This is a genomic window from Cryobacterium glaciale (assembly GCF_004402535.1).
Lineage (GTDB): Bacteria > Actinomycetota > Actinomycetes > Actinomycetales > Microbacteriaceae > Cryobacterium > Cryobacterium glaciale.
This window is the reverse complement of sequence record NZ_SOEY01000006.1, coordinates 171,030-193,419: the sequence shown is the minus strand read 5'-3', so window position 1 is coordinate 193,419 and position 22,390 is coordinate 171,030. Positions and strand designations below refer to the sequence as shown.

Sequence of the window (22,390 nt, the reverse complement as noted above, 5' to 3'; positions counted from 1 at the left end):
CCTTTGGTCAGGAGAGCCCACGCAGGAAGACACTTGTAGGCTGGGGGAGTGTTGGACTCCGAAAAGCCTACCCTGATGATCATCGATGGCCATTCCCTGGCATTCCGGGCGTTCTTCGCCCTGCCAGTGGACAGCTTCCAGACCCACGCCGGGCAGCATACGAATGCCATCCACGGCTTTCTGTCGATGCTGCTCAGCCTGCTGCGCAACGAGAAACCAACCCACCTCGCGGTCGCCTTCGACATTTCGCGCGCCTCTTTTCGAACCCGGGAATACCCCGAGTACAAGGGCACCCGCAATGCGACCCCGCCGGAGTTCCTCGGCCAGATTCCGCTGCTGCAGGAAGCCCTCGCCGCGATGAACATCACGACGATCACCAAGGAAGACTTCGAGGCCGACGATATCCTTGCGACCCTCTCGGTCGAAGGCAGCGCAGCCGGCTACAACGTGCTCGTGGTCTCCGGTGACCGTGACGCCATCCAGCTGGTCAACGAGACCGTCACCCTGCTCTACCCGGCGAGCCAGGGCGTCTCAGCCCTCACCCGCTACGATCCGGCCCGGGTGCGCGAGCGTTACGGAATCGAACCGGGGCAGTACCCCGACGTGGCCGCCCTCGTCGGGGAGACCAGCGACAACCTCATCGGCATCAGCAAGGTCGGCGAGAAGACCGCCGTGAAGTGGCTCGGGCTGTACGGCAGCCTCGACGGAATCCTCCAACACGCCGACGAGATCAAGGGCGTCGTCGGCAACAACCTGCGCGAGCAGAAAGAGAACGCGATCCGCAACCGCCGCCTCAACCGCCTCGTGACCGACGTCGACCTGCCCATCGCGGTCGCAGCGCTCGAACGCTGCGCCATGAACACCGACGCCGTGCGCGACATCTTCACCCGGCTCGAATTCAAGACCCTGCTCGACCGGGTGCTCAAGCTTGCCGGTGAAGACCCGGCGGTGGAAGGCTCCGCGCTCATCGCCATCATCGACGAAGTTCCCGCCGTTCAGGCACCCGTCGCGCAGGACCTGCTCGACGAGGAACTCCAGTCCTGGCTTGACCGTGCCACTACCGCCCATCCGGCCGGGCTGGGTCTCACCGTGGAGGTGCAGGACGGCAGGGTCATCGGTTTTGGTCTGGCCAGCCCCACCGAAACCATCAACCTGCCCTGGCAGCCAGGTCGCGACGACTACGCCCCGCTCGAAAACTGGCTTGCCAGCGACGCGCCCAAAATCATGAACGACGCCAAGCACCAGGTGAAGGCACTGCGCCGCAGCGGCCTCCCGTTCACGGGCCTGGCCTTCGACACGCTGGTCGGCGCGTGGCTCATCCGCCCGGGTGGTCCCGACAAGACCCTGGCCGACCTCGTGTCGCGCTACCTAGACGAAACCCTGCCCATTGCCGACCCCAATCAGCTCGTCCCCGATGAGACCCTGCAGTCCGGCGCCCCAGCCCAGGCCTGGTACACCCTGCGGGTGTTCGCCGCCGTCGAAAAAGCCCTCGACCCGGGCTCGCTCACACTGCTGATCGACATCGAGCTGCCGACCCTGCTGGCCCTGGCCGACATGGAACTGGCCGGCGTCAGCGTCTCGCACGAGCAGCTCGCCGAACTGTCTGCAGAGCTCGGTGCCAGCACGGCGAGCCTGGCCGCCGCTGCCTATGCTGAGATCGGCCGCGAAGTGAACCTCGGTTCGCCCAAACAACTGCAAGACGTATTGTTCGATCAGCTCGAGATGCCCAAGACCCGTGCCAACAAGACCGGTTTTTCAACGGATGCCGGCGCTCTCGCCGATCTGCAGGCCAGCAACCCGCATCCGTTCCTCGACCTGCTGCTCAAGCACCGCGACGCCACCAAGCTGCGCCAGATCGTGGAGACCCTCGACAAGGCCATTGACACGACCGGCCGCATCCACACCACCTACGTGCAGATCGGCACCACGACCGGCCGTATCTCCTCGAACGACCCCAACCTGCAGAACATTCCAGTGCGCACCGAGGAGGGCCGGCGCATCCGCGCCGCGTTCCAGGCCGGTGCCGGAAGCGAAAGCCTGCTCACCGCCGACTACTCACAGATCGAGATGCGGATCATGGCGCACCTCTCAGAAGACGCCGGGCTGATCGAAGCATTCAACGCCGGCGAAGACCTGCATCGTTTCGTCGGTTCGCGCATCTTCGGCGTCGACCCCGCCGAAGTTTCCTCCGAGATGCGCAGCAAGGTCAAGGCCATGAGCTACGGCCTCGCCTACGGCCTGAGCGCCTTCGGATTGTCCAAGCAGCTGCGCATCGATACCAAAGAGGCCAAGCAGCTCATGACCGACTACTTCGAGCGGTTCGGAGCGGTACGCGACTATCTGCGCAACGTCGTCGAGCAGGCCAGGGTCGACGGCTACACCGAGACCATCTTCGGTCGGCGCCGGCCCTTCCCCGACCTGGCCAGCCCCAAACGAGTGCTGCGCGACAACGCTGAACGAGCTGCCCTCAACGCTCCGATCCAGGGTTCAGCGGCGGACATCATGAAGATCGCCATGAACGGTATCGCCGCCGATCTGACGGATGCCTCGATGGAGTCCCGCATGCTGCTGCAGGTGCACGACGAATTGATCTTCGACGTCGCCCCTGGAGAGTGGGATGCCCTGCGCCAGGTGGTCACCCATAATATGGAATCCGCCGCCGACCTGCTCGTTCCGCTGACGGTACAGGTCGGTCGCGGCGCCAACTGGGACGACGCCGCGCACTGATCACGGGCCCGATCCTGGGCCGTTGACCGGCCAGTTTCCCCAATTGGGGGGTTCAGGCGGGGTCGTCGTGTTCTAGGCTCTTGGCATGACAAACGACATCCAGCGCACTCCGACGGCCATCGACCAGATCGCCGAAGAGTGGGTGGACACCCTCGTCGACCTCGACCCGACGGTCGGCACCTACATCGGCCGCACCGAGGGCGATGGCCGCTACGGGGACTATTCCCCGGCCGGTCACGAACGCTTCGTCGAAGAAGCGAAAAAAACGATCGCCAGGCTCGACGCCGCTTTATCGGTCGACAGCGTCGACGAGGTCACCCAAACCGACCTGCGCAGCGAGTTGTCGCTCAGCCTGGAAAGCTCCGACGCCCAGCTGCAGCTGCGCGACCTCAACGTCATCGCCTCACCGGCCCAGGAGATTCGCGAAATCTTCGACCTCATGCCCGCCAAAACCGTCGACGACTGGGCCAACATCGCCTCGCGATTGGGCAATCTTCCCGCCGCCATCGACGGGTACATCGAGACGCTCCGCCTCGGCATTGAACGTGGCGTGACACCGGCGCTTCGTCAGGTGCGCGAAGTGGTCATCCAAGCCAAGCGCCACGCCGCCAACGACGGATTCTTCGCCGAGTTCGCTGCCAACGCGGCCCTGGACGACGGCACCTTGCCCGCCTCCCTCGCCAAGGATCTCGGCCTCGGCGCACGCCGCTCCGCCACCGCCTACGACAAACTGGCGACCTTCTTCAGCACCGAGCTCGAAGGCAAGGCGACCGAAGACGACGCGATCGGCCGCGAGCTGTACACCCTCGCCTCCCGCCGATTCCTCGGTGCCACCATCGACCTCGACGAAACCTACGAATGGGGCATCGAAGAACTCGCCCGAATGGTCGAAGAGCAGGAGAAGGTCGCGGATCAGATCAAGCCCGGCTCGAGTGTGCTCGAAGCCATCGCCTACCTCGATACCGACCCGAGCCGCAAACTGCACGGCACCCAGGCCCTGCAAGAGTGGATGCAGCACATCAGCGACAAGGCCGTGGCCGATCTGGCCGATACCCAGTTCGATATCCCGGACGAGATCCAAACCATCGAGTGCATGATCGCTCCTACCCAGGAGGGCGGCATCTACTACACCGGACCGACCGACGACTTCTCCCGACCGGGCCGCATGTGGTGGTCCGTGCCCGTCGGGGTGACCGAATTCGACACCTGGCGCGAACTCACCACCGTCTATCACGAGGGCGTGCCCGGCCACCACCTGCAGATCGGCCAGGCCGTCTACAACCGGGCCAAGCTCAACACCTGGCGCCGTCAGCTCGCAGGCACCTCCGGCCACGCCGAGGGCTGGGCGCTCTACGCCGAACGCCTCATGGAGCAACTCGGCTACCTCGACGACCCGGCCGACCGGCTCGGCATGCTCGATGGGCAGCGGATGCGTGCGGCACGTGTCGTCCTCGACATCGGCGTGCACCTCGGCAAGACCCTGCCAGACGGCTCCGGTCCGTGGACCGCGGACTACGCCTTCGAATTTCTCGGCCGGAACGTGAACATGAATGAGAGCTTCGTGAAGTTCGAGGTCAACCGTTACCTGGGCTGGCCGGGGCAGGCTCCGTCGTACAAGGTTGGCCAGCGCATTTGGGAGCAGCTGCGGGACGAGTGCGCTGCCCGGGAGGGAGCGAACTTCTCGATCAAGGCATTCCACCGTCGTGCCCTCGACCTCGGCGGCGTCGGCCTCGACACCCTGCGGTCGGCGCTGGCCTGACTGCAGCTACTCGGAGCCGACCGGGCCGCGCGTCCGGCCGACGTAGTCCTCGGCGGGAGTTTAGGGATCGGTAAACTGGGCTGTTGCGTCCCGCCGAGTCGTCCCCGTCCGACACCGGAACTCTATCAACGACCGGCACGCGACCGAAAACAAGCACACCCGCCCGAACCCAGCCCCGGCTCCAACCCAAACGTGCCCTGATCGATCATTCTCTGGCTCGCGAACGTTCCGGTCACCTGATACCGGCGTTCAGCGCCTTCCTCGTACTGACGATCGCCGGCGAACGCCTCGACCTCGCCCGGGTGTCTCTGCGCGGTACCCACCCACGGCGCGGTCTGCTCTGGGCATCGCTGTCATTGAGCGGATGCGTCTCGATTGCCCTCTGCCTGCCGGCCGTCGGCTGTTCGGCCTGGCGCTGCTCTGGGTCGTGTCCTGGTTCTTCCTGCACGATGTCGCCCGCCGTATCCTCCGGTCAACCGGGCTGCCACGGTTCATGGCCGCCTGCCTCCTCAGCGGCTACGCCTGGCTGGTCGTCGCCGGAGGTATCTGGCTGATCGGTGGCGCCGCCACGAGTGGCCCGGTCTACGACACGGTCATCCACGCGGTGCTCCTCGGGTTCACCCTCTCGATGATCATGGCCCACGCCCCCGTCATTCTGCCCGCCGTGCTGCGCCGCCCGCTACCGTATCGGCCGATCATGTACCTGCCCGTCGCCTTGCTGCACGCCTCGATCCTGCTGAGAGTGCTATTCGGCGACGCCCGCGGTCTGTCCGACCTGCTGCAGCTCGGCGGATCCCTCAACATCGCGGCCCTGCTGCTGTTCATCGTGACCGCCGTGGCCTCGGCCGTGCGCGGTCCGGTGCCGGCCACCAAGCTCGCCAGCCCCGCCAGAAAAGACCGTCAATGAGCCCCGTCACCGCCCGCGTGCACGCCCGCCGCACCTGGTACCTGCAGACCAACGCAGTGGTCTGCAGGTACCAGGTGCCTGCAGACCAACGCAGTGGTCGTCGGCTGGCTTGCCGTGCTCGGCGTCGTCGTATTGGCGCATTAGGGCCTTCTGGGAGCCAACTGGCTCATGGTGCATCTTCTGCTGCTCGGCGCCGTCAGCACTGCGATCCTCATCTGGAGCCAGCATTTCGCCGACACCCTGGTGCGGCGGCCGGCCCTCAGTGGGCGCCGGTCGCTGATCATTCGCCTGGCCGGGCACACCGTCGGGGCGATTCTCGTGCTGGTCGGCATGACCGTCGACCTGTTTGCCGTGGTGCTCGTTGGCGGCATAATTGTCGGCGCGGTCGCGGTGCTGCACGCGGTTCTCCTCGGCGGCCAGCTGCGCCGGGCCAAACCCACCCGCTTCGGCTCGCTCGTGCGCTACTACGTGGCCGCCGCCGCGAGCCTCGCCGTGGGAGTGCTCGCGGCCGGCGTGGTCGTCGCCGCCGGTGCCAGCCTGGCCGGCCTGCCGCTCGGGGTCGGAGCGGGCGCCCTGCTCTACCTGCTCGGCCTCATGCCGGTCGTGCGCGAGGCTGTGCGTCAGGCCGGCCAGGCGCCGCCGACCACGTTCGCCGGGTGGAGCCTGGCCGCTTCGATAGCCTGGCTGGCGTTCAGCGTTGGGGCGCTCGGCTGGCTGGTGGCGCCCTCGCCCCCGACGGCCCGATGCGCACGATCGAGCCGGGCGAGACCCTCAAGTATTCCTTCACCGCGACGCGGTCCGGCATCTGGCTGTACCACTGCTCCACCATGCCGAGCGTGGTGCCGCCGGGCGTATCCTGGTCGTTCCGTAGAACCGACTGCGGGCAGCTGGATCTCGAGTTGCCCCTCATCTCCCCGGGTAGCTAGTATGGAGTGTCACATTTGTGACGCCTTATCCGCTGCCATGCGCGGAGCGTTTCACGGTCGTTCTGTACCGCGGAGCATCCAAAACACCCGAACTATTTTCGTGTGTGGCCCGACTATGTCCATCCTGGAGCAACTACTACATGACAATCGCAACGACCGAACGGGCACCCAAGCAGGTCGCCATCAACGACATTGGATCTGCTGAAGACTTTCTTGCCGCGGTCGAAAAGACTCTGAAATTCTTCAACGACGGAGACCTCATCGAGGGCACCGTTGTGAAGATCGACCGCGACGAGGTCCTCCTCGACGTTGGGTACAAGACTGAGGGTGTCATTCCCTCCCGCGAACTTTCCATCAAGCACGACGTTGACCCCTCTGAGGTTGTCAAGGTCGGCGACCTGGTCGAGGCCCTCGTTCTTCAGAAGGAAGACAAAGAAGGCCGCCTCATCCTGTCCAAGAAGCGCGCTCAGTACGAGCGTGCATGGGGCGACGTGGAGAAGATCAAGGAGTCCGACGGTGTTGTCACCGGTTCGGTCATCGAGGTCGTCAAGGGTGGACTCATCGTCGACATCGGCCTGCGCGGCTTCCTGCCGGCCTCGCTCATCGAGCTTCGTCGCGTTCGCGACCTGACCCCGTACCTGGGCCAGGAGATCGAAGCGAAGATCCTCGAGCTCGACAAGAACCGCAACAACGTTGTGCTCTCGCGTCGCGCCCTGCTCGAGCAGACGCAGAGCGAAAGCCGCACCACGTTCCTCAACAACCTCCAGAAGGGACAGGTTCGCAAGGGCGTCGTCTCCTCGATCGTCAACTTCGGTGCGTTCGTCGACCTCGGCGGCGTCGATGGTCTGGTTCACGTTTCCGAGCTCAGCTGGAAGCACATTGAGCACGCCAGCGAGGTTGTTGAAGTTGGCCAGGAAGTCACCGTCGAGATCCTCGAAGTTGACCTCGACCGGGAGCGTGTCTCCCTGTCGCTCAAGGCGACGCAGGAAGACCCGTGGCAGGTCTTCGCCCGCACCCACGCCATTGGCCAGGTTGCACCGGGTAAGGTCACCAAGCTCGTCCCGTTCGGTGCGTTCGTTCGCGTTGCCGAGGGCATCGAGGGCCTCGTGCACATCAGCGAGCTCTCCGGCAAGCACGTCGAGCTCGCAGAGCAGGTTGTCTCGGTCGGCGACGAGGTCTTCGTCAAGGTCATCGACATCGACCTCGAGCGTCGCCGCATTTCGTTGAGCCTCAAGCAGGCCAACGATGGCGTCGACCCCGACGGCACCGAGTTCGACCCGGCGCTCTACGGAATGCTCACCGAGTACGACGACAAGGGCCAGTACAAGTACCCCGAAGGCTTCGACTCCGAGACCAACGAGTGGCGCGAAGGCTTCGACGAGCAGCGCGAAAAGTGGGAGCAGGACTACGCTGCAGCCCAGGCGCGTTGGGAAGCCCACAAGAAGCAGGTTTCAACCGCGAACGACGAGATCGCTGCCCCCAGCGACGTCGCACCGGCCGGATCGGCCTTCTCGAGCGAGTCGGCTGGCGCCGGCACCCTCGCCGACGACGAAGCACTCGCGGCTCTCCGCGAGAAGCTGTCCGGCGGCAACTAGCCCGACGGTCTCACCACAGCACAAAGCGGGCCGCATCCTTCTGGATGCGGCCCGCCGTGTTTTAACCGGGCCGTTTCGCCGCTGGTGACTTTCATGAGACACGGAAACGTTCGTGATATACCTGATAGTGAGGAAATATCCTTTTATCGATTGCGTTCCGGCATTCACAAGATTGCCGAACGTATGCGGTTTTCCGCCGGTTACAACCTGTTCCTGGCTGGAATATTACGCTGCACGACAGTTCTACAGCCCCATCGGAGAGTTTTATGAACAGTTTTCGTCCCCCGGACAACGTCGACACAAGGGTTGGGTACGATTCTGAGTCGGTTGCCTCCGATGGGGGCGACGCGCCGCTCGATGGCGGCGCCGGTTCCCTGGCGATTGAGGTCCTCAATCGACGACTGCACGACCAGCAGTTCTACACTCGGTCGCTGATCGAATCGAGTATCGATGCGCTGATGACGACCGATACCAAGGGCATCATCGTGGACGTCAATCAGCAGATGGTCGACCTGACCGGCCGCACTCGCGATGAATTGATCGGCGCTCCGTGCCGCAACTTTTTCACGGATCCGGCCCGCGCCGACGCCGCCATCGCTCGGGTGTTGACCCAAGACCGAATCAACGACTTTGAGTTGACCGTGCGGTCCCTCGACGGCACCGAGACGGTCATGTCCTACAACGCGGCGACCCTGCGCGATCGCGAGCGAATGGTGCGCGGGGTCTTCGCTGCAGCCAGGGACGTGACCGAGAGCAAACGATTGGAACGCGCACTCGTCGAGAGGAACCTCAAGCTCGAGCAGGCGAAAATTGCTCGGGCCGAGTACGTCGCGCGTGCAAAAGTTGATCTGCTCACCCCCTTGCGGGCGGTGGTGGAGTCGTCCGAAGCCCTGCGAACCGGCGTTGACGGTGCGTTGAGCGAGGCCCAACAGCAGCGCGTCGATGTCATCTGCTCGGACAGCAAACATCTCCAGTCGCTACTCAGCGATCTCATTGGCATGTCCAAAGTGGAGACGGGACTGGTCGACTTCGACTTTCAAGACGTGGACGTTTGCGGCCTTCTGGCTGCCAGCGCTACGGCGGTAGATCAGTCCGGAGAACCCAAGATCTCGATGACGGTTGACGTTTCCGATGGGGTGGGGTTGTTCCCCGTCGATGCTTCAAACGTGCAGCAGATTCTGGCCGTCATGCTGTCTAATGCGACCGTCGCGAGTACCGGCGGTGACGTGAAAGTCAGTGCGCGAATCGTCGACCTCAGCGCCGTGGGTGAATTTGATGGTACCCGACCGCACTGGTCTTTCCCCATTCCCCCCAGCGATTACAAGGAATTCCTGGAAATCCGGGTAGCGGACCACGGGGTAGGCCTATCGGTCGAAGACCTGCCAACTGTCTTCCGCCCACTGCGCCACGGAGAATCCAATTCCAGCTGGAAGTCCATTGGAAATGGCATCGGCTTGGCCATGGTCAAACTGCTGGTCGAGCTGCAGGACGGCACTCTCGGGGTCCAGGGCGCCCTGGGCGAAGGCGCGACTTTCGCCGTGTGGCTGCCACGCCGCGCTCTTGAGACGCCCGCCGCCGCCGAGGCGCCTGTCCCCACCGTATCGAGCACCGCGGAATCGTCCGAATCCGAGGCGCACGGACCGCTTCAAGCCGACGGCAGAACGGGCGACGCACTGCTGGAACACGCATCGCAAGAACTCATCACCGCGGCTAACCGGGACTCCGATGTTGACCTGCAGGGCCTCGGCGAAGACGTTGCCAGCGTGATCGAGCCGAGCGAAACATCCGTCGCACTCGTTGTTGAAGACGACGAGAAGTCCGCGAAACTCGTGCGGCTGTTGCTAGAGGCCGAGGGGTTCCGGGTGATTGCCGCTCAGAGCGGCGAGGTTGCGCTGGAGTTGGCGCGCCGCACACCGATCAACCTGATCACCCTCGATGTGCAACTGCCCGGAATGGACGGCTGGAAGTTTCTGGTCAAGCTGCATGATTCACCCGAGTTGGCGTCCATCCCCGTGGTGGTCATCGCGGGTCTCGCCGACATGAGCATGGCACTGAATCGGGGTGCTTCCGCCGTGCTGGAGAAGCCACTGCGGCGTGCCGACCTGCAGCATTCCCTCACTCTGTTGGAGCTGCGCCCTGACCCGGCACACACCCGCTGCATCCTCGTCGTTGACGACGACCTGGCAACCATCGACCAAGTCTATTCGTACCTCGAGCAACCGGCCTATCGGGTCCAATCGGCATCAACCGGTGCAGAGGCGATCAACAACGCGCTCACGCTGAAACCTGACCTAGTCCTGATCAACCTCATGATGGAAGAACTCGCCGGCTTCAAAATCGTGCGCGCGCTTCAGGAACATGCCGCGACAAAGCACATCCCCGTTCTGGCCATGTCGTCTGGGCAGCTCACGAACGAGGAGCAAGACACCATCGACAGCGACCCCGGGCAGCCCGTGGTCGCGATGAAGAAGCCCGACTTCAACCGCGAGGCCCTTTTGGCCGAGATCAAGCGGGCTTTCGACTAAGCGGATACGGTGGGGCGCATGGGTGAAGCAGTCACGCGCGAAGTGCTGACGGGGTTCCTGGAGGCGTTCAACAATCAGGACCCGATCGCCATCATGGGTTATTTCGCCAGTGACTGCGTCTTCGTCATGCCGAGGGGTGCGAGACCGCGTGGCGACCAGTACGTGGGCAAGGACCAGTACGTGGGCAAGGAAGAGGTTCGGGCCGGCCTGGCCCAGCGATTCGCGGGCATGCCGAATCTGCACTACGGGGACGACCGACACTGGGTGTGCGGTGACGCCATTGGGGTGTCCGAATGGACACTGACCGGCACATCGACCGCGGGCCAGCAGATCGAAGTGCGTTAGCTGGACCTGCTGGAGTTCGATCAGCAAGATCCGCCGCAAAGACTCCTTCTGGAAGATCCTGGAGTAGCGCGGTCGGGTGGTGCGCCTCACGGGCCCACGCAGCGGATAGTCTGGCGGCATGTATTTGATTGGGCTGACCGGCGGTATCGCCTCGGGCAAGAGCACAGTAGCGACACGGCTGGGCGAACACGGCGCGGTGGGCATCGACGCCGACCAGCTCGCCCGTGAGGTCGTCGAACCCGGCACTCCCGGGCTCGCAGCAATCTCGGCTGAGTTCGGCAGCAATGTGCTGCTGCCGGATGGAAGTCTCAACCGTCCGGCGCTCGGTGCCATCATCTTCGCTGATCCGGAGCGACGGGAGCGATTGAACGCGATCACCCACCCGGCGGTGCGCCAGCTCACCCGCGACCGGATTGCAGCCGCGGACGCCTCAGATCCGCACGCCATCGTGGTTTATGACGTTCCGCTTTTGGCCGACGCTGTCGCCGGCGGCCTGGTCACCTTCGATCTCGTCGTGGTCGTGCACGCCGATGCCACAACCCGGATTCAGCGCATGATCGACCTCCGCGGGTTGACCGAGGCGGAGGCCACTCAGCGGATTGGAGCCCAGGCCACCGATGCGGAACGCCTTGCCCTGGCCGACGTCGTGATCGACAACACCGGTACCCTCGACGCGACGCTGGCGCAGGTCGATGCGCTCTGGGAGCGGGTTGTCGCCGCTGCAGCCGGCGAGATCGCAGTGATCGACGGCATCCGCTCGCCGTCTTCGGCTGCGCAGGACTGACTGTCAGACCGCCTTTGTAGAATGAAGGTATGGAACCAACGCGCTCTGTGAACCCGTTTGAAGTGGTCAGTGAGTACACGCCGAGTGGCGATCAGCCGTCCGCGATTGCCGACCTGACTGCCCGCATCAATGCCGGCGAAACCGACATCGTCCTGCTCGGCGCCACCGGCACCGGTAAGTCCGCGACGACGGCATGGCTGATCGAGCAGGTGCAACGCCCGACGCTGGTTCTGGCCCACAACAAGACTCTGGCAGCCCAGCTGGTCAACGAATTTCGCGATCTCATGCCGAACAATGCGGTCGAATACTTCGTCTCGTACTACGACTATTACCAGCCGGAGGCCTACGTTCCGCAGACCGACACCTTCATTGAGAAGGACTCCTCAATCAATGAGGAGGTCGAACGCCTGCGGCACTCCACCACCAATTCGCTGCTGAGCCGCCGCGACGTCATTGTGGTGTCGACCGTGTCGTGCATCTACGGGCTCGGCACACCGCAAGGGTACCTCGACGCCATGATCGCGCTGCAGGTCGGCCAGAAGGTCAGCCGCGACTGGCTGGTCCGAAAATTTGTAGCAATGCAATACAAGCGCAATGATGTCGACTTCTCCCGGGGCAATTTTCGGGTTCGCGGCGACACGATCGAGATCATCCCCATGTACGAAGAGCTCGCCATTCGCATCGAGATGTTCGGCGACGAGATCGAAGGGCTCTACAGCCTGCATCCGCTCACCGGCGACATCGTCAAGAAACTCGACGCCGTCTCGGTCTTTCCCGGGTCGCACTACGTCGCGAGTGATGACGTCATGCGCCGGGCAATCGGCACGATCGAGATCGAACTGGCGGACCGCCTCGAGGTGCTCGAACGCGAGGGCAAGCTGCTCGAAGCCCAGCGCCTGCGCATGCGCACGACATTCGACCTCGAGATGATGGAGCAGATCGGATTCTGTTCCGGTATCGAAAACTACTCCCGCCACATCGACGCGCGCGAACCAGGGGAGGCACCGCACTGCCTGCTCGACTATTTCCCCGACGATTTTCTCATGGTCATCGACGAGTCGCACGTGACCGTGCCGCAGATCGGCGCCATGTACGAGGGCGACTCCTCGCGTAAGCGCACGCTGGTCGACCACGGCTTTCGGCTGCCGAGCGCGCTCGACAACCGCCCGCTCAAGTTCAATGAGTTCAAGAACCGGGTCGGCCAGACCGTGTACCTGTCGGCCACGCCGGGCAAATACGAGATGGGAATCGCCGACGGCATCGTCGAACAGATCATTCGCCCGACCGGCCTGATCGACCCGCAAATCATCGTCAAGCCGAGCGCCGGGCAGATCGACGACCTGCTCGAAGAGATCAAGAAGCGCACCGAACGTAACGAACGCGTGCTCGTCACGACGCTCACCAAGAAGATGGCGGAGAACCTCACCGACTTCCTCACCGAAGCCGGGGTTCGGGTGCGGTATCTGCATTCCGACGTCGACACCCTGCGCCGGGTGGAGCTCCTCACCGAGCTGCGCGCCGGCATCTACGACGTACTCGTCGGTATCAACCTGCTGCGCGAGGGCCTCGACCTGCCCGAGGTCTCCCTCGTCGCCATTCTCGATGCCGACAAGGAAGGATTCCTGCGCTCGGCCACGTCCCTCATCCAGACCATCGGGCGGGCCGCTCGGAACGTGTCCGGTGAGGTGCACATGTACGCCGACCGGCTCACGGCGTCGATGGAGAAAGCCATCGACGAGACCGACCGCCGCCGCGAGAAGCAGGTCGCCTACAACACCCTGCACGGCATCGACCCGACTCCGCTGCGCAAGCGCATCGGCGACATCACGGAGGCCCTTGCCCGTGAGGAGGCCGACACGGCCGAACTGCTCGCGGGCCGCGATGCCCGCCGCAAGAGTTCAACGCCCAACCGTCGGGTCGGTCTGGCCGCTAACGGCGCCAACGACCTCGAATCGATTATCGCGGACCTCAACTCGCAGATGCTCGAGGCTGCCGGGGAGCTCAAGTTCGAGCTCGCCGCCCGTCTGCGCGATGAGCTTTCCGAGCTCAAGCGCGAGCTGCGGCAGATGGAGAAGGCCGGCCACCTGCAGTAGCCGCGCACGCGTCGCGGCACTCGTTCGATCTCGTGGCACTCAGTGCAACGAGTGCAGCCATCTCTAACGCGTGCCGCGACAGCGGCTCCCTACCCGGGCAGCCTCACGGCTCAGACGTAGTCGACACCTTCATGCACCATCGCTGAGATTTCCCGCTTGATCTCGTTGAATTCGTGCGAGTTCACGTCACGCTCGGCGGGCAGATGTACCGGCACGATGGCCCGAATATGACCGGGAACGCCGTGGGCGGCGCCGCCGGTCATGACGACCACGCGGTCGGCCAGAAAAATGGCTTCCTCGATGCTGTGGGTGACGAACAGTACGGTCGTCTGCGTCTGCCGGTGAATGCGTCGTAGCTCGATTTGCAGGTCAGACCGTGTGAGGGCGTCCAGGGCTCCGAAGGGCTCATCCATCAAAAGCAGTGCGGGGTTGTTGGCCAGGACCCGCGCGATCGCCACGCGCTGTTGCATACCGCCGGACAGTTCTCCGGGGTACTTGTCAGCGACCATGGCGAGACCCACCGTGTGGAGAAAACGTTCGCTTAACGCGGCGGCTGCCTTTCTGTCCACTCCCCGTTGGCGCGGGCCGAACGCTACGTTCTCGCGGGTGGTCAGCCACGGGAAGAGCCCGTAGTCCTGAAAAACGACACCTCGGTCGGAACTCGGACCGGCGACAGCGACGCCGCCGACGAGCACCGTTCCCGCCGAGGCACGTTCGAAACCGGCCAGGATGCGCAAGAGCGTACTTTTGCCGCATCCGCTCGCACCAACCACCGCGACGAACTCACCGGAGGCGACGGTGAGAGACACATCGGTCATCGCGATCACCGTGCTCCCGTCGGTCGCGTCGTAATGCTTGGCGAGGCCAGCCACGCTGATATCAGCCATACGTCCCGTCGAGGAGGAGACGGACGTGGGGGAGGAGAGTGTCATCGAAGGCTCCAGGGGATGGTCGAGGTGAGGCATCGGCGGCTACTTGATCAGGGGGCGGCCGCGCGAGAGCAGCCGAAATGCCCAGATCAGCAGTCGATCCGAGAGGAATCCGGCCGCGCCGATGCAGATCATTCCCACAACGATGAGGTCGGTACGCACGATGTCCCTGGCGAGGGAGATTGTCGCTCCGAGTCCCACGCGCACTCCCACCGTTTCGCCGAGGACGAGCACAACCCAGGCGAGCCCCAGGCTGATACGCAGTCCATTCACGATGGCGGGAGCGGATGCTGGCAGGACGACTTTCGTGATGACGCCCGCCCGAGAGGTGCCCAGCATCTGTGCGCCCTCGATCAGGCGTTGCGGCACTTGCCGTGATCCGCTGATCGCCCCGAGCACGATGGGAAAGAACGCCGATAGGGCGATCAGGAACAGCGTGGCCTGGTCCCCGATGCCGATGATGAGCAGGACGAGGGGTACCCAGGCGGTGGCCGGGATCGGGCGTAACAGGTTGATGGCCGGATCGAACAGTGCGTTGACGGCCCGGTATCGGCCCATCAGAATCCCCAGCGGCACGGCGATGGCCGCCGCGATAAGGAACCCGCTGAACACCCGCCCGGCGCTGGCCGCGAGATGAATCCAGAGTTCGCCGCTGAAGGCGTCGTTTTTGATCCCGCCGAAGGCGAAATCCCACAACGTGAGCGCGACATCTCCTGGGTACGGGAGAAAAGCCATCCGAATACCGAACGGAAGCTGCCATTCGAAGACGATGCCCCAGTGCCAGATGAGCACCGCGAGTACGGGCAGGAGTGTGCCCAGGAGCGCGGTGCGCGCAGCGGCGCGCCGGGCCTCCGGCCGCACCGGGGCGCGGCGAGGCCGCACCGCGCTCAAGACACTCCCGGGAGCACTCACTCTGCAGTGGCGGCGTCGACGAAGGTGGTGTCGACGATGTCGGACGCGTCCGGTGCGACCTCGATCAGACCGAGCCACTGCATCTGCGTCGCCAGTTCCACCAGCTGGCCCTGATACTCCTCGGAGAGGTCAGAGCGCATCCAGAAGTTCTCCAGCGCCGAGGTGAAGATTTCTTCATCGCCGCCGAACGTATTGACCATTTCCGTCAGCCAGATGTCCTGGTTGTCGACCATGTATGCGACGGTCTTGATGTGGGTGTCGACGACCTTTTGCACGAGTTCAGGATCTGATTCGATCAGGGCACCCGTGGTGGCCAGCCCGATGTTGACCTTGCCGATCGGGGTATCGTAGGCGTCGGCTATCAGGTGACCGCCGTTCTGCAGTGCGATTGAGGCGCCGATCTCGACGCCGAAAAAGGCATCGACGCTGCCGCTCGCGAAGGCACCGGCCATGTCCGGAACGGGCACCACCATGAGATTGAGATCGGCCGGGTCGATGCCGGCCGCGTCGAGGGTGAGGCGAAGGGCGACTTCCTGCGCGCTGCCGGCGATGTAGCCGACGTTCTTGCCCACCAGGTCATCGAGCGACTGGATGTCTTCTCCACCGACGAAGCCGCTGCCGCCGTCGGCGGCGCTGGCTATGACTTTCAGGTCGCGGCCCTGTGCGATCGACGAGATCGTGGGTGTGACTCCCGTGATGGCAAAGTCAATGGCACCGCTAACCAGGGCGTCGCTGAGGGCCGGGGTCGTATCCAGGGTGACGACCTCGAAGGTCACTCCCTCCGGTGCCTCGTTCTCGTACAGGAACGGGTGGTAGAAGTGCGGCTGCCCACGCAGGGTGCCCACTTTTACGGTGACGCTGTCGGCACTGCCAGCGATGTCGGTGGTCGTAGCGGAGCATCCGCTTGCACCAAGCGCCACGGCAAGGGTCAGGCCGGCGAGGACAGTCCTGGTTGATTTTCTCATCTGTGTCCCCCTGATATATGACAGCGCACAAAGTCGTGATCTGTTCAGCATGCAGTCAACTAGACGAGTGGTCAGCGGGAGTTTCTCGCGTGTTACGGTCGCGTAAACCGGGCCGGCAAGCGTCGCGGCACGTGTTTGAGAAGCTCGCACTGGTTCAAACACGTGCCAACTTCTCAAACGCGTGCCACGAGAGCCGGCAGCCCGCTCAGCAGGCTCGACACAGCGGATGCCCGTGACTCGTCCACGATGCGCCCGTCACGCAGAAAGACGATCCGGTCCGCCCAGGCGGGCCATATCGCTTCGAGACACCGTCGAGTTGCAAGAGAAGATCCGAGCCGGTCATGCGTTCGCCTGCTCCGTCCTGGCCGGGCGGCCGCGCTTGGGCACTTCGGTGTTCAGCGGCAGCGGAGCGGCGAGGCCGGCCGCCCGGGCCCGGGTGAGCCGGTGCTCCGAGTGGTCAAGCCAGCGAGCCTCGGCCTCGGCGGCGAAGATCAACGAGTCGATCACGAGCAGCCAGGCCAGCTGCTCGGAGGATTCCGGGTCGGCGGTCGCGTTCTTGGTGCGAGTCAGCTCCTGCAGGGTACGCATCGTCGCGGTGCGCTGCACCTGGATCACCCGGGCGATGTCGACTCCCGGCAAAGTCACGGCGATGGCGAGCTTGATGGCGAGCTCGTCACGGGTGGCCATGGTGCGCACCACGGGGGAGCCGAGCCAGTCGGCGACCTCCGCGCGGCCGGCCGTCGTTATTTCAACGTAGTTCTGGCCGTCGGCGTCGATATCCGCCTTCTGAACGAGGCCGTCCCGCTCGAGCCGGTCGAGAGTGTTGTAGATCTGACCGACGTTGAGCGGCCAGGTCGACCCGGTACGACGGTCGAATTCGGCCCGCAATTGATAGCCGTAGCACGGCCCTTGGTCCAGGATGGCGAGCAGACTCTGGCGAACAGACATACGACCTCCGGCGATTCACTTGACTTATAAGTATCGAGTATATACATACTCCGAATTAATATCGTGGACGTGTCGGTGTTCGCTCTCGGCAATGCTTGCTGTCAGGCAGTGTCAGCGGCGTTGCATAGACTCAATGAGTGTCGATTACCAAGGTAGAAACAGGTCCAAAACTCAGTGTGCGCGGAGCCCGCGTGCACAACCTCCACAACGTTGATCTCGAGATTCCGCGCGATTCGCTCGTCGTCTTCACCGGGCTTTCGGGTTCGGGCAAGTCGTCGCTCGCCTTCGACACCATCTTCGCTGAGGGCCAGCGCCGTTATGTCGAGTCGCTCTCGGCCTACGCCCGGCAGTTTCTCGGGCAGGTCGACCGTCCCGATGTGGATTTCATCGAGGGCCTGAGCCCAGCGGTCTCGATCGACCAGAAATCGACCAACCGCAACCCGCGGTCTACTGTCGGCACCATCACTGAAATCTACGACTACATGCGCCTGCTCTGGGCCCGCATTGGCGTGCCGCACTGCGCCATCTGCGGCGAAGTCATTCAATCGCAGACCGTGCAGCAGATCGCCGACCAGCTCATGGAGCTGAAGGCGGGGATCCGCTACCAGGTGGTCAGCCCCGTCGTCGCGCAGAAAAAGGGCGAGTTCGTCGATCTATTCCAGGAACTCGCCGGCGGGGGTTACTCCCGTGCGATCGTCGACGGCACGCAGATTCAGCTCAGCGAACCGCCCACGCTCAAGAAACAGCAGAAGCACGACATCGCCGTCATCGTCGACCGGCTCGTCGCCGGCCCCGAACTGCTCAGCCGCCTGACCGACTCCCTCGAGACGGCGCTCAAACTCACCGACGGCCTCGTGCAGATCAACTTCCTCGACGAGGAAGGCGACAAGGCCTGGCAGAACTACTCCGAGAAGCTTTCCTGCCCGAACAACCATCCGGTGCAGCTGACCGAGATCGAACCGCGCACCTTCTCCTTCAACGCCCCGTTCGGCGCCTGCCCGGAGTGTTCCGGGCTTGGAACCCGCATGTCCGTCGACGAAGACCTGCTGCTCGGCGACCCCGACCTGAGCATCGCCGAGGGCGTCGTGCTGCCCTGGACCACCCAGGGCAAGGGCCTGTTCCAGTACTACGAGAAACTGCTTGACGGCCTCGCCCGCGACCTCGACTTCTCGCTCGACACCCCCTGGGGCGATCTCAGCGACGAGGTGCAGAACGCCGTCATGCGCGGCGACAACTTCGAGGTGCGGGTCAAATGGAAGAACCGCTATGGCCGGGAGATGAGCTACACCTCCGGTTTCGAGGGCGTCGTCCCCTACATCGAACGCCAGTACCTGCAGGCCGAGAGCGACACCCAGCGCCAGCGCTGGTCCGAATACCTGCGCGAGGTCGACTGCCACGTCTGCAAGGGCACAAGGCTGAAGCCCGAGGTGCTCGCCGTGCTCGTGCACGACGCGAGCATCGCGGATGTCTGCGCGCTCAGTTTGAGCGACGCCCGCGCATTCATGGACAAGCTGACCCTCACCGACCGGGAGGCAGCCATCGCCGCCCAGGTGCTGCGGGAGATTCGGGCGCGCCTCGACTTTCTCATCCGGGTGGGGCTGAACTACCTCAACCTGGCGCGTGCCGCGGCGACCCTCTCGGGCGGTGAGGCGCAGCGCATCCGCCTGGCCACCCAGATCGGCTCTGGCCTCACCGGTGTGCTCTACGTGCTCGACGAGCCGAGCATCGGCCTGCACCAGCGCGATAACCGGCGCCTGATCGAGACCCTCGTCACCCTGCGCGACCTCGGCAATACCCTCATCGTGGTCGAGCACGACGAAGACACCATCAAGACCGCCGACTGGGTTGTCGACATCGGCCCGGGTGCCGGCGTCAACGGCGGGCACGTCGTGCACTCGGGCTCCTATGAAGGACTGCTGGCCAACACCAAGTCACTCACCGGCGACTATCTGTCGGGACGCAAGTCCATCGCCACGCCCCAGACCCGCCGCCCGATCGACCCCGAGCGCCTGATCGGCGTCACCGGCGCCGAGGCCAACAACCTGCAGAAGGTCTCGGTGACCTTCCCGCTCGGCACCTTCACGGCGGTCACCGGGGTCAGCGGCTCCGGCAAGTCATCGCTGGTCAACGACATCCTGTACCGCGTCCTGGCCAACCGCCTCAACGGCGCCCGCAAGCTGCCGGGCAAGCACACCCGGGTCACCGGACTGGAACAGCTCGACAAGGTCATCCACGTCGACCAGGCGCCGATCGGCCGCACGCCGCGGTCCAACCCGGCCACCTACACCGGGGTGTTCGACAAGATCCGCACCCTGTTCTCCGAAACCATCGAATCCAAGACCCGCGGCTACCTGCCCGGCCGGTTCAGCTTCAACGTCAAGGGTGGGCGCTGCGAAGCTTGTTCGGGCGACGGCACGATCAAGATCGAGATGAACTTTCTGCCCGACGTGTATGTGGCCTGCGAGGTGTGCGGGGGAGACCGGTACAACCGCGATACCCTCACCGTGCACTACAAGGGCAAGAACATCGCCGAAGTCCTGAACATGCCGATCAGCGAAGCGGCCGACTTCTTTGAACCGATCTCCTCCATCCACCGCTTCCTCAAGACGCTCGTCGAGGTCGGACTCGGCTATGTGCGCCTTGGCCAAAGCGCCACCACCCTATCCGGCGGCGAAGCCCAGCGCGTGAAGCTCGCCACCGAACTGCAGCGCCGCTCCAACGGTCGCAGCGTCTACGTGCTTGACGAGCCCACCACGGGCCTGCACTTCGAAGACGTGCGCAAACTGTTGCTCGTCTTGAACAGCCTCGTCGACAAGGGCAACACCGTCATCGTGATCGAGCATAACCTCGACGTCATCAAGTCCGCCGACTGGGTGATCGACCTCGGGCCAGAGGGTGGTTCCGGCGGCGGCAAGGTGCTCGCCACCGGCACGCCAGAGCACCTCGCCACGGTCAAGAAGAGCTTCACCGGTTCCTTCCTCAAGGAGGTCCTGGCTGCCGGCTAGGCGGTAATCGGTCATGTCTGATGCCTTGAGCTATCGCCCCAAAACGGGCGAGATTCCCACGACCCCCGGGGTGTATCGCTTTCGCGACGCGACCGGGCGCATCCTCTATGTCGGCAAGGCCAAAAACCTGCGGGCGCGGCTGAGCAACTACTTCGCCCCGCTGCACAGCCTGCACGAACGCACCCGGCGCATGGTCACCACCGCGACGGGCGTGGAGTGGACGGTCGTCGGCACCGAGGTCGAGGCCCTGCAGCTCGAGTGGATGTGGATCAACGAGTTTGATCCGCCGTTCAACGTGCAGTTCAAGGACGACAAGTCCTACCCGTACCTCGCGGTGACCCTCGCCGACGAGGCGCCGCGCGCCCTGGTCACCCGCACCGAGGGCATCAAGGGTGCCCGCTACTTCGGGCCGTATCCCAAGGTCTGGGCCGTCCACGAAACCATCGAGCTCATGCTCAAGGCCTTTCCCATCCGCACCTGCAACAACGCCAACTACAAGCGGGCCATGCAGAGCGGCAAGCCGTGTTTCGCCGGGCAGATCGGGCGGTGCTTCGGCCCCTGCTCCGGCCTGGTGTCGATGGAGGAACACCGCACGATCGTCAATGAGTTCGTCAGCTTCATGAGCAGCCACGACAAAAAGCTCATCAACGAACTCACCCAGGAGATGAAAGACGCGGCCGCGGCCCAACAGTACGAAATAGCAGCCAAACGGCGCGACCAGGTACGGGCGCTCAACGCCGTGCTCGAGAAGAGCGCGGTCGTGCTGCGCGACAACGTCGACATCGACCTGTTCGCCATTGAGCAAGACGAACTTGCGGCAGCCGTGCAGCTGTTCATCGTGCGTGGCGGGCGCATCCGTGGTGTGCGCGGCTGGATGGTTGACAAGGAACTCGATGTCACCACGAGTGAACTCATCGACTCCATGATGCGGACCGCCTACAACGCCGACGCGTTGCCGCCGCGCGAAATCGTACTCCCCGAATTGCCCGACGATGCCGAGGCCCTCGAAACCTGGCTGGCCGAGCGAGCAGGCCGCAAGGTGCGCCTGGTCGCCGCCCAGCGCGGCGAGAAAGCCGCCCTGCTCGTGACAGCCGGCAACAATGCCAAGCAGGCACTCATGCTCTACAAGACCCGCCGCAGCTCGGACTTCGTCGCGCGGTCCAAAGCCCTCGAAGACATTCAGGACGCCCTTGAAATGCCCGACGCCCCGCTGCGCATGGAGTGCTACGACGTGTCGCATCTCAGCGGCACCAATATCGTCGCGTCCATGGTCGTTTTCGAAGACGGGCTGCCCCGCAAAGACGAATACCGACGCTTCAACATTCCCGAATCAACCGACGACACCGATTCGATCTACCAGATTCTGTCCCGACGCCTCGCGTACCTGAAACCCGATTCCACCCCAGCGGATGCCGCAGCTCCCGCGCTGAACCTACTCGCTGGCGGCGACGCGAACGACGTCGCCCAGGTCGAGCAGAAGCGCGCGAAATTCACATATCAGCCGAACCTGCTCATCGTCGACGGCGGTCAACCGCAGGTGGCCGCCGCGAGACGCGCCCTCACCGAATCCGGCGTCACCGGAATCCAACTCTGCGGAATCGCCAAACGGCTCGAGGAAATCTGGCTTCCCGACTCCGACTACCCCGTGATTCTGCCACGCAACAGTGATGCACTGTTCCTGATCCAGCGCATCCGCGATGAAGCACACCGATTCGCGATCACGCATCAGCGCATTCGCCGCAAGAAGGATATCTCCTCGATTCTGGGTGAAATCGCCGGGCTGGGTCCGGCCCGTGTGAAGGTGTTGTTGCAACATTTCGGGTCCGTGGCGCGGCTCAAGGTGGCTTCGGCGTCGGAAATAGCGGATGTCCGCGGCATCGGCCCGGTGCTGGCCGAGTCGATTCATGCCCACCTGCGCGCCTGAACGAATCCCGAACCGTCCGGCGCTGGGTAGGCTTGCTAGTCCATCA

The 22,390-nt window shown here is 64.0% G+C and carries 15 protein-coding genes; 11 read left to right on the top strand and 4 right to left on the bottom strand.

Annotated features, from left to right (window positions below; translation table 11 throughout):
- Positions 1-48: 48 nt before the first annotated feature.
- The 9 genes from polA to uvrB all read left to right on the top strand — a co-directional run bounded on the left by polA (position 49) and on the right by uvrB (position 13,661).
- The gene (polA, locus tag E3O06_RS02650) at positions 49-2,727 is read left to right on the top strand and encodes a DNA polymerase I (RefSeq protein WP_134501460.1); all 2,679 of its coding nucleotides are present in this window, start codon (positions 49-51) and stop codon (positions 2,725-2,727) included.
- Positions 2,728-2,812: 85 nt separating this feature from the next.
- A complete protein-coding gene (locus E3O06_RS02645; RefSeq protein WP_134501459.1) occupies positions 2,813-4,486 on the top strand; it encodes a DUF885 domain-containing protein in 1,674 nt (557 codons plus the stop codon).
- A gap of 364 nt (positions 4,487-4,850) precedes the next feature.
- Positions 4,851-5,393 carry a hypothetical protein gene (locus E3O06_RS02640; protein ID WP_134501458.1) on the top strand — a complete coding sequence of 181 codons (543 nt, stop codon included), beginning with the start codon at positions 4,851-4,853 and terminating at the stop codon, positions 5,391-5,393.
- Positions 5,394-5,561: 168 nt separating this feature from the next.
- The gene (locus tag E3O06_RS17405) at positions 5,562-6,524 is read left to right on the top strand and encodes a hypothetical protein (protein WP_166788075.1); all 963 of its coding nucleotides are present in this window, start codon (positions 5,562-5,564) and stop codon (positions 6,522-6,524) included.
- Positions 6,460-7,914 carry a 30S ribosomal protein S1 gene (gene rpsA / locus E3O06_RS02625; RefSeq protein ID WP_092107815.1) on the top strand — a complete coding sequence of 485 codons (1,455 nt, stop codon included), beginning with the start codon at positions 6,460-6,462 and terminating at the stop codon, positions 7,912-7,914. Before E3O06_RS17405 ends, rpsA begins: the two co-directional genes overlap by 65 nt.
- A gap of 266 nt (positions 7,915-8,180) precedes the next feature.
- The gene (locus tag E3O06_RS02620; protein WP_134501455.1) at positions 8,181-10,439 is read left to right on the top strand and encodes a response regulator; all 2,259 of its coding nucleotides are present in this window, start codon (positions 8,181-8,183) and stop codon (positions 10,437-10,439) included.
- 18 nt (positions 10,440-10,457) lie between these two features.
- Complete coding sequence (locus tag E3O06_RS02615) at positions 10,458-10,784, top strand: nuclear transport factor 2 family protein (RefSeq protein WP_198415766.1); 327 nt, start codon at positions 10,458-10,460, stop codon at positions 10,782-10,784.
- Between the two features lie 118 nt (positions 10,785-10,902).
- The gene (gene coaE, locus E3O06_RS02610) at positions 10,903-11,568 is read left to right on the top strand and encodes a dephospho-CoA kinase (protein ID WP_134501454.1); all 666 of its coding nucleotides are present in this window, start codon (positions 10,903-10,905) and stop codon (positions 11,566-11,568) included.
- Positions 11,569-11,597: 29 nt separating this feature from the next.
- A complete protein-coding gene (uvrB, locus tag E3O06_RS02605; protein ID WP_134501453.1) occupies positions 11,598-13,661 on the top strand; it encodes an excinuclease ABC subunit UvrB in 2,064 nt (687 codons plus the stop codon).
- 110 nt (positions 13,662-13,771) lie between these two features.
- On the opposite strand, the gene E3O06_RS02600 is transcribed toward uvrB, so the two are convergent.
- The 4 genes from E3O06_RS02600 to E3O06_RS02585 all read right to left on the bottom strand — a co-directional run bounded on the left by E3O06_RS02600 (position 13,772) and on the right by E3O06_RS02585 (position 17,415).
- Positions 13,772-14,548 (bottom strand): ABC transporter ATP-binding protein, encoded by a 777-nt coding sequence (locus E3O06_RS02600; protein WP_134501452.1) that lies wholly within the window; start codon positions 14,546-14,548, stop codon positions 13,772-13,774.
- A gap of 84 nt (positions 14,549-14,632) precedes the next feature.
- A complete protein-coding gene (locus E3O06_RS02595) occupies positions 14,633-15,472 on the bottom strand; it encodes an ABC transporter permease (RefSeq protein WP_241979846.1) in 840 nt (279 codons plus the stop codon).
- A 26-nt stretch (positions 15,473-15,498) separates the two neighbouring features.
- Positions 15,499-16,467 (bottom strand): ABC transporter substrate-binding protein, encoded by a 969-nt coding sequence (locus E3O06_RS02590; protein WP_134501451.1) that lies wholly within the window; start codon positions 16,465-16,467, stop codon positions 15,499-15,501.
- A 339-nt stretch (positions 16,468-16,806) separates the two neighbouring features.
- Positions 16,807-17,415, bottom strand: a complete 609-nt coding sequence (locus tag E3O06_RS02585; protein ID WP_134501450.1) for a PadR family transcriptional regulator — start codon at positions 17,413-17,415, stop codon at positions 16,807-16,809.
- Positions 17,416-17,552: 137 nt separating this feature from the next.
- On the opposite strand from E3O06_RS02585, the gene uvrA reads away from it, so the two are divergent.
- Positions 17,553-20,420, top strand: a complete 2,868-nt coding sequence (uvrA, locus tag E3O06_RS02580) for an excinuclease ABC subunit UvrA (RefSeq protein WP_134501449.1) — start codon at positions 17,553-17,555, stop codon at positions 20,418-20,420.
- Positions 20,421-20,433: 13 nt separating this feature from the next.
- Positions 20,434-22,344, top strand: a complete 1,911-nt coding sequence (uvrC, locus tag E3O06_RS02575; protein ID WP_134501448.1) for an excinuclease ABC subunit UvrC — start codon at positions 20,434-20,436, stop codon at positions 22,342-22,344.
- Positions 22,345-22,390 lie beyond the last annotated feature (46 nt).

Coding starts and splice junctions, on each gene's coding strand:
- E3O06_RS02645 (WP_134501459.1), top strand. CDS start 2,813: ATGACAAACGACATCCAGCGCACTCCGACGGCCATCGACCAGATCGCC.
- E3O06_RS02640 (WP_134501458.1), top strand. CDS start 4,851: ATGCGTCTCGATTGCCCTCTGCCTGCCGGCCGTCGGCTGTTCGGCCTG.
- E3O06_RS17405 (WP_166788075.1), top strand. CDS start 5,562: ATGGTGCATCTTCTGCTGCTCGGCGCCGTCAGCACTGCGATCCTCATC.
- rpsA (WP_092107815.1), top strand. CDS start 6,460: ATGACAATCGCAACGACCGAACGGGCACCCAAGCAGGTCGCCATCAAC.
- E3O06_RS02620 (WP_134501455.1), top strand. CDS start 8,181: ATGAACAGTTTTCGTCCCCCGGACAACGTCGACACAAGGGTTGGGTAC.
- E3O06_RS02615 (WP_198415766.1), top strand. CDS start 10,458: ATGGGTGAAGCAGTCACGCGCGAAGTGCTGACGGGGTTCCTGGAGGCG.
- coaE (WP_134501454.1), top strand. CDS start 10,903: ATGTATTTGATTGGGCTGACCGGCGGTATCGCCTCGGGCAAGAGCACA.
- uvrB (WP_134501453.1), top strand. CDS start 11,598: ATGGAACCAACGCGCTCTGTGAACCCGTTTGAAGTGGTCAGTGAGTAC.
- E3O06_RS02600 (WP_134501452.1), bottom strand. CDS start 14,548: ATGGCTGATATCAGCGTGGCTGGCCTCGCCAAGCATTACGACGCGACC.
- E3O06_RS02590 (WP_134501451.1), bottom strand. CDS start 16,467: ATGAGAAAATCAACCAGGACTGTCCTCGCCGGCCTGACCCTTGCCGTG.
- E3O06_RS02585 (WP_134501450.1), bottom strand. CDS start 17,415: ATGTCTGTTCGCCAGAGTCTGCTCGCCATCCTGGACCAAGGGCCGTGC.
- uvrC (WP_134501448.1), top strand. CDS start 20,434: ATGTCTGATGCCTTGAGCTATCGCCCCAAAACGGGCGAGATTCCCACG.